Genomic DNA, 13,950 nt, shown 5'->3' on the forward strand with positions numbered 1-13,950 from the left:
CTGTGAGCCGGCGGGATGGCGGTGGCGCGCCATCCCGCCACGTCCCTATTTGTAGGCGCGCAAGACGCGGTCGGACTGCTGTTGCGCGGAGGCCAGCGCCTCCTGCGGCTTCTGCGCGCCCGTGATCGCGGCCTGCACGGCATCCCCGATGAACTTGTAGATGCGGCCGTTCTCATGAACGGAGAGCTCCGGCACCGCGTGCTCCAGCTGATCGCGCGCAACTGTGGCCTGCGGGAACGCCTTTGCGTAGGCCTCCATCGTCGGCGTCTTGTAGGCGGCCGGCGACACTGCCACGTAGCCGGTCTTCATGCTCCATTCGGCCGCGCGATCCGGAGCCGTCATCCATTGAATGAACTTGACGGCCGCCTTCTGCTGTTCGGGAGACGCACTCTTGAAGATGTAGAAATTGCCGCCGCCGGTCGGTGATCCGCGCCGCTCTCTGGCCGGCAGCATGGCCACACCGAACTGGAATTTCGCGGCGTCCTTGACCGCCGTCAGATTGCCGGTGGTGTGCCACATCATCGCCGTCTTGCCTTCGAGGAAATCGTTGCGCAGCGTCGCCCAATCGATGCTGCCGGCCGGGGCGACGTTGTGCTTGCGCGACAGGTCGACCCAGTACTCGAGGGCAGCGACCGTCTTCGGAGCGGTCAGATAGACCTCGTTGCCGGGTTCGTTCATCATCTTCTGCCCGTTCTCGATCGCCAGCGCCTGCAGCATCCAGTAGGCATATCCGGTCGAGGGAATTTCGATGCCCCAGCGCGTCGTGTTGCCGCCATCCTTCTTGACCAGCTTCTTCGACATCTCGACCATTTCGTCCCAGGACGCCGGCGCCTTCTCGGGATCAAGGCCCGCCTCCTTGAAGGCGTCCTTGTTCCAGTACAGCACGATGGTCGAACGCTGGAACGGCTCGCTCCAGGTCTTGCCGTCGATCTGCCCGTTCGCCATGAACGCCGGATAGAACTCCTTGAACCAGGCCTTGTCGCCGACGAGATCGTCAAACGGCACGATCGCGTTCTCGTCCATCAGCGTGAACACGTCGGTCGACAGCAACACCGACAGTTGCGGCGGCTGCCCGCCCTTCATGGCGGTCATCGCCTTGGTCATCGTATCCGTGTAGTTGCCGGCATAGACCGCCGTCATCTTGATGTCGGGATTGTCCTTCTCGAAGCGCGAGACCATGTCGTCGATGATCTTGGTGACGGGACCGCCGACCGCGACCGGATAGTACATGGTCAGATCCACCGCGGCGGCCGGGCGTGCAGCCATCGAGAGTACGGCAAACGCCGCTGCCATCAACATCGTTCGTCGCGCAAACATGGGACAATCTCCTTCGTTACTGCGTTTGAAACAGCCGCTGCTATCGACCGGATATCGCCCGCTGGCCCTCTGTGACGATGGTCTCCAAGCGAGTTTCCAAACTTGAATCGAACCGATGCTCGAGCCCGGGTTCCCACGCGATCCGGACATCCTCGCCTGGCCGAACCTTGCTGAAACCTTCGAGCCGCACCGAGATGGGCTGACCATCGACCTCGCACAGAACGATGCTGTCGGCCCCAAGATGCTCGATCGCCCTGACGCGCGCAAAACGGTCCCCGCCCGACACGATGCGGATATGCTCCGGCCGGATGCCGATGAGATGATCACCCTGGCGCAACAGGTTCATCGGCGGCGTGCCGATGAACCGCGCCGTGAATGCCGTCGCCGGCCGGTTATATAGCTCCTCTGGTGTGCCATTCTGCTCGATACGACCATCGCGCATCAGCACGACGCGATCCGCCATCGTCATGGCTTCGGTCTGATCGTGGGTCACGTAGACCATCGTCATTCCGAGCCGCTGTTGCAGGGCGCGGATCTCCGTCCGCATCTCATGCCGCAGCTTGGCGTCCAGATTTGAAAGCGGCTCGTCCATGAGGCAGACCCGCGCTTCCGCAATGATGGCTCGTCCCAGTGCAACCCGCTGGCGCTGGCCGCCAGATAGCTGCGACGGCTTGCGTTCAAGCAGATGCGCAAGGCCAACAATCTCGGCCACACGCCGGAGCCGCTCGTCTCGTTCCGCGCGCGACACGCGACGCACACGCAGTCCGAAGACGATGTTCTCGGCTACGCTCAAATGCGGAAACAGCGCATAGGACTGGAAGACCATGGAGATATTCCGCTGCGCCGGGGTCAGATGGGTCACGTCGACGCCGCCGATGGCGATCGTACCGGCATCAGCATCCTCAAGGCCGGCGATCAGCCGCAGCGTGGTCGACTTACCGCAGCCGGACGGTCCCAGCAGCACAAGCAGCGAGCCCTCGTTCGCCGTCAGACTGACGTCATCGACGGCGCGCATCGCGCCCCAGAACTTGGAGACATGACTCAGCGTGATCGCTGACATGGCCTGTTCGCTCTCACCGTGATGCAGCTACGCCGCTGGCGACGGCTCGCTGCAACGGACCAATGCAACGCCGCTCACCGCAGACAGACCGGTCCATGCGCCCTCCCTCGTGCCACGCGCATTCGTCGGCGTAGCCACTACGATGTTCATTTGAACATAGCGTAACACCATATGAAACAGAAAATTGCGTCCTTGGAGTTCAAATGATACTTTCGTTGAGAACGGAGGGCCTATGCTCAGGACCGCCACGACCCGTCAGACCTACATACTAGAGATCGTGCGCGAGCAAGGCTTCGCCTCCATCGAGCAGCTCGCGGTGCGTTTCGACGTCACTCAGCAGACCATTCGCCGCCTCGTGAATGCACTCTGCGACCAGGGCCTGCTCCGGCGGGTGCATGGCGGGGTCGGCCTCCCGGTCCAGAACCAGAACCTCGCCTATGGCAGCAGGCACAGGTTGAACGCCAGCGCGAAACGGCGGATCGCGCACGCAACCGCCAACCTCATCCCTGACGGGACGTCACTGATGATCGGACTTGGCACGACGCCCGAATACGTCGCGCAGGCGCTCTCCCGCCGTCGGGATCTGCGGGTGATCACCAACAGCCTGAACGTGGCCGCAGCATTCGCGCACAATCCGGACGTGGAGATCAGCATCGCGGGCGGCACGCTGCGGCAACTCGATCGCGATATCATTGGCGAGTCGGCTGCGCGCTTCTTCGCGGGTTTCCGCGCCGACTTTGGTATATTCGGTGTCGGGGGGATTGATGAGGACGGCACGCTGCTCGATTTCCATGCCGATGAAGTCAAGGCGCGTCAATCCATTGTGGCCAATTCGCGAACGTCCGTGCTAGTGGCCGACATCACCAAGTTCGGTCGCAATGCGACGGTCCGGGGCGGCCATCTCGACGACTGCCACCATCTCGTCATCGATGATCGATTGCCTGGATCGTTTAAGCCAATCGCGGACAGGTATGGCGGTCTGATCCACACGGCCCGCGACGCCCGCGCAGATTTCGAACGCCTTGGCCATACCTAGCGGACAACATAGACTCCCTTGCTCAGATCGATCGCGGACTTCAACGCACGCCGACAATCCGCGCCGCAATCGGCACTGAGCCAGTCCCACGTGCCGCGCACCTACGGGGGCGAGCTCGAGCGGTGGGGAGCTGTTTTCCCGGTGATCCGAGCCCTCGGCTTGAACCAATTCAAGCGTGTTCATCCGGTCTACCTCGGAACAGGCGCTTCCGATTCCAGCAGGGACGCGGCCTTGAGATCGCTCCAGAGCGCGCCCGGCACTGTGGTGGTCAGCGCTGCCACATTGCGCTCGACCTCCTGCGCATTATGCGCCCCGAGAACCACGCTCGCGACCGCGGGATGACCCAGCGCAAAATGTAGAGCGGCCGTCGGCAGCGCTACGTCATGAGCTGCGCAGATACGCTGGATCTCAGCAACCTTCGAAAGGATCTGCGGCGGTGCGTCTTGATAATTGTACTTGGCGCCCTTGATGGCGCCCGTCGCCAGAATCCCCGAATTGAACACGCCGCCAAGCAGCACCGCGATGCCCTGCTTCAGCGCCAGCGGCATGAACTCCTCGAGTGCTGGCTGCTCCAGCAGCGAATAACGCCCGGCGAGCAGCATCACCTCGAAGGACCCGGCCTGCGCAAAGCGCACGCACATCTCCGCCTCGTTGACGCCGATCCCGATGCCCGCGACCACACCTTCGGAACGAAGTTTGTCCAGCGCTACATAGGCCCCGGACATCGCTTCGCGAAACCGATCCTCGATCGCGTCCTTACCGTGGGTCCACACATCGACATCATGGATCAGCAACAGGTCGATCCGGTCGGTGCCAAGCCGCAACAGCGACTGCTCGACCGAGCGCATGGTGCCATCATAGGAATAGTCGACGACGGCTCGGTGCGGCTGTCCACCAATAAATCCGGACCGAGTCTCCGGCTGGTGAAACGGATCCATCCAGCGACCAGTTTTTGTGCAAAGCACCACATCCTTGCGCGGCACGCGCCGGAGCGCCGTTCCGCAGCGATGCTCCGACAGGCCGTTGCCATAGTGCGGCGATGTATCGAGCAGATTGATGCCGAGCTCGAAGGCACGGCTCGCTGCGGCAATTGCAGTGTGGTCGTCGAGCTCGAGAAAGAGATCGCCGAGCGGTGCGGTTCCGAACCCGAGGATGGAAACTTCGAGACCGGTCCGGCCAAGTGTGCGGCGCGGCAAAGCCGATTGCGAAACCATGGTGGATTGCTCTTCCTTCTCCGCGCCTCGATCCGCGCTAGTCTCATTGCAGCGACGCGCAGCGTATGTATTTGCCGTCAGGTGTCAACGCGAGGATTACGGGTCTCGTACAAGACTATTCCGCTCATACATTCGGGTTGCTAAGAAAAGCGGAACCGGCACGCGGGCACTTCACGGCCCGCGGCAACGAGGAGGAACGATGCTCCCCTATGTTACGCACGATGCACGCTTTGCTCGCCTGGTCTTTGGTCACGCCAATCTCGAAAAACTCACCAGCGGCTGCCGCTGGGCCGAAGGACCCGCTTACTTTCCGGCCGGCCGCTATTTGATCTGGTCCGACATTCCGAACAACCGGATGATGCGCTTCGACGAGACGGATTCATCGGTGTCGGTGTTCCGCTCGCCGAGCTTCAACTCGAACGGCAACACGACCGATCGCGAGGGGCGGCTCGTCACTTGCGAGCACTTCATGCGCCGCGTCACCCGGACCGAGCATGACGGCTCCATCACGGTGCTTGCCGAGCAGTTCGAAGGGCGTCGGCTGAACTCGCCCAACGATGTCGTGGTGAAATCGGACGGCTCGATCTGGTTTTCGGATCCGACATACGGCATCGACAGCGATTACGAGGGCCAGCAGACCAAATCCGAGATTGGCGCCTCCCACGTGTATCGGATCGATCCAGCGGGCGTCGAGATCAGCCTCGTCGTCTCTGACCGCGTGCAGCCGAACGGGCTGGCGTTCTCGCCAGACGAGAAGCTGCTTTATGTCGCCGATACCGGCGCGACCCACGTCGACGGGCTGCCCGCGACGATCTGGTCCTACAAGGTCCAGGGAAACAAGGTCGCTGAGCCCTCGCTGTTTTCCACCTGCCCCGACGGCCTCTACGACGGATTTCGCTGCGACATCCATGGCAACGTTTGGACGTCGGCGGGACGGAGCGTGTTCTGCTACGCAGCCGACGGGACACATATCGGCACCATTCCCATCGGCGAGATCGTGGCGAATGTCTGTTTCGGCGGTCCGCAGCGCAACCGTCTCTACATTTGCGGACAGACATCGCTGTATTCGATCTTCCTCAATACGCGCGCGGCCGTGTGAGGGAAAAGGCGGCGCGGGGCGGCGTGCGGCGCCATCCTCAGCCGTTCTGACCGCGCTTTCGCCGGCCGTCGGTGCCCTCGTCACCCTGCAGATCGGATTCAAGTTCCTCGATAGCGCGCGATCCGAACTTGCCGGTCTCTGAGCTCGCGGATACTGTGTCGAGCAAGGCAGTTCGTTTCGCTAAAATTTTGATTTACGATGATTTCCAATTTGTAAAGAAGGCGGGCCACCTTAGCATTACAGTTGCTTTTGTTGCGGGCTTCTGAATCCATGGGCAACCATGATTCGAATGTCGTGGGCGCGGGCCGCGTCGGTTGAGGCGACGCTTGCGTTGTGGGCGGCGTCGCTTCGAGAGATCAAGCAACGGATACGTCCGTTGTTCACGCAAGAGCGTGTTGCGACGAATGCAGGTCTGTTCCTGGAAGGTCTGCTCGGAGATGAGCAGCGCAAGACCGGTTGGATGCGCGCGGAGGCGGCTGGCGATCCCGGCCCATGGCGGCAGCAGGCGATTCTGGGTCGTGGAGACTGGGACGCTGATGCCCTGCGCGATATCGTGCACGACTATGTCATCGAGCATTTGGCGGATGACGATGCGGTGCTCGTGATCGACGAGACCGGTTTTCTCAAACAGGGCAAAGCGTCATGCGGAGTGGCGCGGCAATACACTGGTTCGGCAGGAAAGATCACGAACTGCCAGATCGGCGTCTTCGCTGCCTACGTTTCGCGTCATGGCCATGCGTTCATCGATCGCGCGTTGTATCTTCCGAAGGAATGGACCGACGATCCAGATCGTCTGGAAGCCACATATGTGCCTGCCGATGTCGGCTTTGCGACCAAACCAAAGCTTGCGACGAGAATGATCGCACGCGCGATAGCCGGGTCTGTACCATTCAAGTGGGTTGCCGGTGATACCGTCTACGGTGTTGGCAACATCGAACAGCAACTACGTCGGGCAGGCAAAGGCTACGTGCTTGGGGTCAGCAGCGCTCATGTGTTTCGATCCTGGGGCAAGCGACCGCCGGTCGCCGGTACGGCTGCAGACCTCGCCCGGACGCGGCGCTCATCCGACTGGAAGCGCCTGTCGGCGGGAGCCGGAACCAAAGGACCGCGGCTGCACGATTGGTGTTATCTCGAATTGGCGGATCTCGAGGCCGAGCAGTCCAACAGTGCAAATGACGGTTTGTGGACACGCGGTCTACTGATCCGTCGTCGCATTGCCGATGATGACCTCGCCTTCTTCACCACCTGGTGCCCAGCGGGAACAGCCATTGAAACGCTGGTCGCGGTCGAAGGCCATCGATGGGCGATCGAGGACAGCTTTGAAACGGCGAAAAACGAGTTCGGGCTCGATCACAACGAGAGCAGATCCTGGCATGGCTGGCACCGTCATGTGTCCTTGGTGATGCTCGCCTTCGCCATGATGGCCGCGATCCGACATCGCGCTAATCCGCCACCGCCCAAAAAAACGAAACGGCGCCCCCCGGCAAAAGCCAAAACATAACCACCCCACCACTGATCCGTTGGTCAATCCAGGAAATCCGCCGCATTGCTATCAGACTTGCGCGGAAGCGGATTCAACCCGCACACATCATCGCATGGTCCTTCTGGCGCAGAGCTCACCAGGCTGCCGCTCAACGCGCCCACTTCAAATCAAAAAAGCAACTGTAATGTTAGGCTGGCCATCTAGCTCGTGACGCGTTCGCCCCGCCCGTAGACGAGCAGCATGAAGATGATAACGAGACCATAGATCACTTGGCGGCCCGCCTCCGGCATCTCCATGATCGACAATACACTGTTCAGGAGCACGATCAGGACGACGCCGATCAGCGTGCCGAGATAGCGGCCGCGGCCGCCGAGGATGTTGGTGCCTCCAATCACGACGGCGGCGATCGAGGGCAGCAGATAGGCGTCTCCCATGCCTTGGTAGGCCTTGGTGGAATAGCCGGCGAGCAGCACGCCCGCGAGCGCGGCAGCAAGGCCGCAGAGGACGAAGCAGACCACCGTGACGCGGCGCGTGTTGACGCCGGCGAGATAGGCCGCCGCCTCCTTGTTGCCGATGGCGTAGATGTAGCGGCCGAGCGACATGCGCTGCAGGATCACGACCACCAGCACGGACACCCCGGCCCAGACGAACAGCGCGTTGGGAATGCCGAGCGTACGATCGCCCGCCAGCATCCGCATCAGGTCGGTCGCCCCGGTCTGAGGTGCGTAGCCGCCAGTATGCGCGACCATCAGGCCGCGCATCACGGCATTCACGCCCAGCGTAAAGATCATCGAGGGGACCCGCAGATACGCGACCCCGACGCCGTTGACGAGCCCGACCAGAACGCCGACCCCGAGCCCGACCGGAATTGCGAGAGGACCGCCGACCGAGGTCGCCATCATGGCCGCGGCCGCGAGCGTCCAGGGCACCGACAGATCAATCTGCGCTATCAGGATCACGATCATCATGCCGGCCGAGACGATCCCGAGGAACGCACCGATCTGCAATTGCTGCAGAAGATAGGCCGGAGACAACAGGGGAGCGCTGCCGAAACGGGCGAATGTGTAAACCGTACCCGCGACGAGAATGACGACGATGAACACCGCCGCAATCAGGATCGGGCGATCGTCGCGCGAGAGGCTGAATGAGGCCGCCGTCATCGAAACAGCTCCAACGTGTTCTTGACGCGCAGCATACCCAACGCGCCGATGCTGACGGCAGCGAGCAGGATCACGCCCTCGAACAGCGGCTGCAGAAGAGGGGCAATGTCGAAGATGCGGAAGAAGAAGGAAATCACGCGCAAGACCATAGCGCCGAAGATCGACCCGATCGCACTGCCGGTTCCGCCAAGCAGCGAAGTGCCGCCGATCACCACGGAGGCGATCGAGTTGAGCGTATAGGCGCCGGCCTGCGGAATGTCCGCATTCCCAGACGAAGTCTGGATAGCAAGGAAGAGACCGCCGCAGCCGGCGAAGAAGCCCGCGAGCGTGAAGGCGGCGATCTTGGCGCGCTCGATCGGAAGGCCGGACATATAAGCTGCGCCCTCGGCCGAGCCGATCGCATAGACGGCGCGGCCGAGAACGGAGCGGCGGAACGGCACCCATACCAGCAGCGGAATGAGAACGAGAAGCACGAAGGGGACCGGGATCCAGGCGAACGGCGCAAACCAGGCAGCCGCGCCATCGTCGAAGATGTGCACGGTCGAGGCGAAATCGCCGAGCGAGTTAGTCAGCGCCCAGTTCAGATCAACATCGATCTTGCCGCCCGGGGTCGGACGCAGGAAAAGCGCGATGCCGATGTAGACCGCGCCGGTCGCAAGCGTCGCGATGATCGGCTGGATGCGCCCATAGACGACGACGCAACCATTGATAAAGCCGGCAGCCGCGCCGATCACAAGGCACACGGCGATCCCGAGCAGAATGCCGCTCACGCCGCCCGGAAAGGTGCCGAGGCCGAGATGCACGCCGAACAGGTCGAGATGCAGCGGCGCACCACCTGCCGCGCCGGTCAGGAGGTAGCTTGCAAAGCAGCCGACCATGGTCATGACCGCTCCGACGGAGAGATCAAGGCCCGACATTAAGACCGGCACTGTCTGCGCCATCGCCAGCATGGCGAGCGCAAAGATTTCGTCGCCATTCTGCACCAGCACGGCGGAGGAGAAGCCGCGGGGATGCGCGGCGTTGTAGAAAATGTAGAGAGCACAGAACAACAGGATGGCGGTGACCAGACCAATGTTCTGGCGGATCCTGATCGCGAGATCGTCAAGCATGCGCCGCCCTCGCTGCGGTATCGGTGTCGACATTCAGGGAGCTTGCGACAATGTTGGTCTCGGTGAGGTCGTCGCCCTCGAGCTCGCGCACGATGCGGCCGTCATACATGATGACGACGCGGTCGCAGCAGCCGATCAGCTCGTCATAGTCGGTTGAGTAGAACAGGATTGCGGCGCCCTGGTCGGCGAGTTCGCGCATCAGCCGGTAGAGCTCCTGCTTGGTGCCTACGTCGATTCCGCGCGTGGGATCGTTGAGCAGGATGATGCGCGGATCGGTCATCAGCCATTTGGCGAGCACGACCTTCTGCTGGTTTCCGCCCGACAGCGTCGAGACCGCATCACTCGCGGCGTCCAACTTGATCTGCAGCCTCGCGATGGCTCGCTGGATCGCGGTGCGTTCCTTCCCGGTATCGATGAATGGGCCAGTCGAAAGCGCGTCGAGCGATGCGATCGCAAGATTGTCTGCGATCGACATCGGCAGCATCAGTCCTTCGGTCTTGCGGTCCTCAGGCACGAGTGCGATGCCGACCGATTTTGCCGCCGCCGGGGAGCCGGGACGTACCTCGCGATCTGCCACCGTGAGGCGACCAGTGACACCGCGCAAAACACCGAACAGCGCAAGCAACAGGGATTTCTGGCCCTGCCCGTCGAGACCGCCGAGCCCGACGATCTCGCCGGCGCCGATGCTCAGTGAAATGCGATCGAGCTGCCTCTCCCAGCACAGGTTCTCGAGCGCCAGCACCGGCTTCGCGGCATTTCGCGCCGGCTTGGGCGGATACTGGGCCGCGATGTCACGCCCAATCATGAGCTGGATGATATCGGCGGTCGAACGCCTCCCCTTGTCGAAGGTCTCGATATGGCGGCCGTTGCGAAACACCGAGGCCCGGTCGGCGAGCGCCTCGACCTCGTGCATGCGGTGCGAGATGTACAGGATTGCGACGCCCTCGGCCTTGAGCCGCGCCAGCATCGCATAAACCTTCTCCACATCGGCGCTCGTCAGTGCCGATGTCGCCTCGTCGAGGATCAGCAACTGCGGCCGCTTGCCGAGCGCCTTCGCGATCTCGACCACCTGGCGCCTCGATAGGGGCAGATCGCGCACGCGCCTCAGGGGGTTGACGTCCTCACAGCCGATCTCGGACAAAAGCTCTTCGGCGCGGCGGCGCTGCGCCTTCGCATCGATCAGGCCGAACCGCCGCGGCGGGGATGCAATGGAGATGTTGTCCGCGACCGAGAGGTCGGGCATCAGCGATAGTTCCTGAAAGATGCAGACGACACCGGCCGCATTCGCCGCCGACGGCGTGGCGAAGCTGACCTCGCTCCCCGCGAGGCGCATGCGACCGCTGTCGGGCTGCACCACACCGGCAATGATCTTGATCAGGGTCGACTTGCCGGCGCCGTTCTCGCCCAGCACGGCATGAATCTTGCCGCGTTCGCAGGCGAAGTCGACGCCTTCAAGCGCGCGAACGCCGGCATAGCGCTTGGAGATGCCGGCAAGCTCCAGGAAGGCGGATTGCGTCGGATCGGCAGCCGGCATGGCCGGGCCTTCACGCAACGACGGCCCGGCGAATGCCGGGCCGTGACAGAGACATCGCTGGAGCCGTCACTGGGTGTTCTTCTCGCTCTGCGACATGATCTCCGGTGCAGTGAAGTTCACGCCGCACGGTGTGAACTGGTTCGGCGCAAAGAAGTTGGCATTGAGCTCGGGCCAGTAATTCGTGCCCGGCTTGAGATCCTTGTAGGTCGCCACTGGAATCGGGATCGAGATCAGCTGCGGCATAATGTTGCCCTGCAGCGCCGAGATCGCCGCCTTGGTCGCGATCGCCACCAGCGCCGGCGACTGGCCGTAGGACATTCCCTTTAGTCCGTCCTTGGCGTGATCGGCAATCTGTTTGCGGTACTCGTTTTCGCCCTCGCCCGACATCGGCACAAAGGGATGCTTGGCAGCCATCAGTGCCTGCACGGTGCCGTCGGATCCGCCTTGGGTGAATACTCCGTCGAAATGACCATGCACAGCTAACGCATCTGCAGTCACCTTCTGCGAGGTGCCGGTGTCCCAATTACCAACCACCTCGGTGATTTTGAAGCTGTTGCCGGGCGATTCTATTACCTCGCGGAAACCGAGATGACGGTCGCGGTCAACGGAGTTTCCCGGGAGGCCACGGACTTCGAGGATGTCGCCGGATTTCTTGCCGCTCTCGTCGATCAGCCATTTGGCCGACATGCGGCCCATTTCCTTCTGGTCCTCGTTGACCATCATCACCTTGTCGGTGTCGAGGACGTTGTCGAACGGCACCACCACGACGTTGTTCTTGTCGGCAAGACGGATGATGCGATCAAAACCGTCGGGAGCTACCGCAATGGTAACGATTGCGTCGAAGCCTTGGTTGATGAAATCCTCCATCGCGCCAAGTTGCGCCGCGACATCGGTCCCGGTGGAAACAACCTTGAACTCCTTGATGTTCTCCTTGATACCCGGCTGATCGGCGAAAGCCTTGGCAGTCTTCACCATCTGGATGCGCCAGGTGTTGCCGACAAAACCGTTGACCAGCGCGATTCTGTAGGGGCCCGCCTTCTTGGGCCACTGAAAGAATTTGGTCTCGGACGACCACGGCTTGAAGCAGGCGGGGTCGGCGCCGGGACCGGAGACGACCTTTGGACCTGCCAGAGCACTCACCGATGACAACAGCAAGCCGGCGCAAGCCAGCCCCGCCAGACGAAGCGTCCACACCATGTCGTGTCTCCCTGAGCGTTTGTGTTCCACCCTAACGCGGCGCGTAGCCATGCCGGGAATTGACTTTCCCATGCGCGTGTCGGGCTAGGATGGCACGCAGCTTGCGATGCTGACAAGCCGAGGGCGGACGCTCCGGCGCGAGACACGATCTGAACGCACGGCCAAACCGACGGCAATTGTGGAAGCAGAAAACGTAACAATGACAGTCGGGTGTTCGTGGGCGGCAAGGGATTGTGCAACGGCGAAGCTGGCGATGGCCGGGCTTTCATGGTGGCATCCACGCGCGTGACGAAAAAAATGACACTCAGGGAAAAGTGTGAATCGCTACGCGAAGCCGAACGAAGCCCGCTTGCGGAAGCCGGGTTTTGAAAACCAGAGGCTGGGACTACTTGCTTTCGTCCGGCGGCCTGGCGCTCCTCCGCTAAGATAATGGCTGTAGCAACGCCGATCGCTCGCAGCTCCTCACTCAGCAGCTCGACGGCGAGATCAGGTATCGCACCGCGACGGTGGCTGGCGAACATGTCACTTGCTTGACACGTTCTGAAGCGCCGGTCTCTAATGTCCTTCAAGGTCCTGCGGTTGGACAGGCAACACTTTCTGCCCCCAAGCAAGAACAGGCTCGACTGCCCCACCCAGCGACTGTCAGGTCAAGGGTGCGGAATCCAAGATCGTTTCCTGGGAGGGAACAATGGACAGACGCCAGACGCTCAAGCTGATCGGTGGTACGGCCGCGTTGGCCGGTGCCGGTTTTCCGGGCTTTGCCTTTGCGCAAGCCCAAAAGGAAATGGTCACGGTCGTGAAGATCGCGGGAATTCCGTGGTTCAACGCACTTGAAAAGGGAATCCAGAAGGGTGCGAAGGATTTCAGCATTAATGCCACTATGGTTGGCCCGGCGAACGTCGATCCGGCACAGCAAGTAAAGCTGCTTGAGGATCTGATTGCCAAGAAGGTCAACGTGATCGGCTTGGTGCCGCTTGATGTAAAAGTCTGCGAGCCCGTACTGAAGCGCGCCCAGGCCGCCGGAATCAAGGTCATCACGCATGAGGGTCCGGAACAGGAAGGCCGTGACTGGAATGTGGAATTGATCGACTCCGTTCGGTTCGGCGAGGTGCAGATGGAACGTCTCGCCAAGGACATGGGCGGCGAAGGTGATTATGTGGTTTATGTCGGGACTCTTACGACGCCACTTCACAACAAATGGGCCGATGCCGCGATTGCCTACCAGCAGAAAAATTTTCCAAAAATGAAGCTCGTCGCCGACCGCTTCCCTGGCGCCGACGAGATCGACACCAGCCAGCGCACGACGCTTGACGTGATCAAGGCCTATCCCAACCTGCGTGGTATTCTCGGCTTCGGTTCGAACGGACCAATCGGGGCCGGAAATGCTGTGCGTCAGCAACGTCTTGGCAAGAAGATCGCCGTTGTCGGCACCGTGCTGCCAAGCCAGGCGAAGTCGCTTATCGCGGATGATACGATCCGCGAGGGTTTTCTGTGGAATCCCACCGATGCGGGTTACGCGATGGTCGCGGTGGCCAAACTCGTGCTCGATGGCAAGCCGATCACGGATGGCGTCGATGTACCCGGCCTTGGCAAGGCAGCTGTCGACGTTGCAGGAAAGCAGATCAAGGTGGACAAGATCATGCGCATCAACAAGGAAACCATCGACGGTCTGATCGCCGGAGGGCTCTAGGCCGGACCGGTTTAGTCGCCTCGTCGCGCTGCATTCCCGGCCCTTCCGGTC

General features: G+C 61.7%; 11 protein-coding genes. 4 read left to right on the plus strand and 7 right to left on the minus strand.

The window, feature by feature from the left end; translation table 11 throughout:
- Positions 1-45 precede the first annotated feature (45 nt).
- Positions 46-1,299, minus strand: coding sequence for an ABC transporter substrate-binding protein (locus IVB07_RS23455; RefSeq protein ID WP_018459408.1), 1,254 nt, complete (start codon positions 1,297-1,299; stop codon positions 46-48).
- Positions 1,300-1,357: 58 nt separating this feature from the next.
- Positions 1,358-2,377 carry an ABC transporter ATP-binding protein gene (locus IVB07_RS23460; RefSeq protein ID WP_018459409.1) on the minus strand — a complete coding sequence of 340 codons (1,020 nt, stop codon included), beginning with the start codon at positions 2,375-2,377 and terminating at the stop codon, positions 1,358-1,360.
- A gap of 232 nt (positions 2,378-2,609) precedes the next feature.
- Between IVB07_RS23460 and IVB07_RS23465 the strand changes: the two genes are divergently transcribed.
- Entirely contained in the window at positions 2,610-3,413 is an 804-nt protein-coding gene (locus tag IVB07_RS23465) for a DeoR/GlpR family DNA-binding transcription regulator (protein ID WP_018459410.1), read from the plus strand.
- Between the two features lie 188 nt (positions 3,414-3,601).
- Here IVB07_RS23465 and IVB07_RS23470 read toward each other — a convergent pair whose 3' ends face one another.
- On the minus strand, positions 3,602-4,627 hold the full coding sequence (locus IVB07_RS23470; RefSeq protein WP_018459411.1) for an aldo/keto reductase: 1,026 nt from the start codon (positions 4,625-4,627) through the stop codon (positions 3,602-3,604).
- A 199-nt stretch (positions 4,628-4,826) separates the two neighbouring features.
- On the opposite strand from IVB07_RS23470, the gene IVB07_RS23475 reads away from it, so the two are divergent.
- Together IVB07_RS23475 and IVB07_RS23480 are read left to right on the plus strand one after the other, a co-directional pair.
- The gene (locus tag IVB07_RS23475; protein WP_018459412.1) at positions 4,827-5,726 is read left to right on the plus strand and encodes an SMP-30/gluconolactonase/LRE family protein; all 900 of its coding nucleotides are present in this window, start codon (positions 4,827-4,829) and stop codon (positions 5,724-5,726) included.
- A 280-nt stretch (positions 5,727-6,006) separates the two neighbouring features.
- Entirely contained in the window at positions 6,007-7,227 is a 1,221-nt protein-coding gene (locus tag IVB07_RS23480) for an IS701 family transposase (RefSeq protein ID WP_247285483.1), read from the plus strand.
- Between the two features lie 182 nt (positions 7,228-7,409).
- Here the strand turns inward: IVB07_RS23480 and IVB07_RS23485 are convergent, their stop codons facing one another.
- From IVB07_RS23485 to IVB07_RS23500, 4 genes are all read right to left on the minus strand, one after another.
- The gene (locus IVB07_RS23485) at positions 7,410-8,369 is read right to left on the minus strand and encodes an ABC transporter permease (RefSeq protein ID WP_018459505.1); all 960 of its coding nucleotides are present in this window, start codon (positions 8,367-8,369) and stop codon (positions 7,410-7,412) included.
- On the minus strand, positions 8,366-9,478 hold the full coding sequence (locus IVB07_RS23490) for an ABC transporter permease (RefSeq protein WP_018459504.1): 1,113 nt from the start codon (positions 9,476-9,478) through the stop codon (positions 8,366-8,368). Before IVB07_RS23490 ends, IVB07_RS23485 begins: the two co-directional genes overlap by 4 nt.
- Positions 9,471-11,012 carry a sugar ABC transporter ATP-binding protein gene (locus IVB07_RS23495; protein WP_018459503.1) on the minus strand — a complete coding sequence of 514 codons (1,542 nt, stop codon included), beginning with the start codon at positions 11,010-11,012 and terminating at the stop codon, positions 9,471-9,473. The genes IVB07_RS23490 and IVB07_RS23495 overlap by 8 nt, the downstream gene beginning before the upstream one ends.
- Positions 11,013-11,078: 66 nt before the next feature.
- Positions 11,079-12,209 (minus strand): sugar ABC transporter substrate-binding protein, encoded by a 1,131-nt coding sequence (locus IVB07_RS23500; protein ID WP_018459502.1) that lies wholly within the window; start codon positions 12,207-12,209, stop codon positions 11,079-11,081.
- Between the two features lie 688 nt (positions 12,210-12,897).
- Between IVB07_RS23500 and IVB07_RS23505 the strand changes: the two genes are divergently transcribed.
- Positions 12,898-13,899, plus strand: coding sequence for an autoinducer 2 ABC transporter substrate-binding protein (locus IVB07_RS23505; RefSeq protein ID WP_007608730.1), 1,002 nt, complete (start codon positions 12,898-12,900; stop codon positions 13,897-13,899).
- Positions 13,900-13,950: the final 51 nt, after the last annotated feature.

Source organism: Bradyrhizobium sp. 172, assembly GCF_023101065.1.
In the GTDB taxonomy this organism is placed as follows: Bacteria; Pseudomonadota; Alphaproteobacteria; order Rhizobiales; family Xanthobacteraceae; genus Bradyrhizobium; species Bradyrhizobium canariense_D.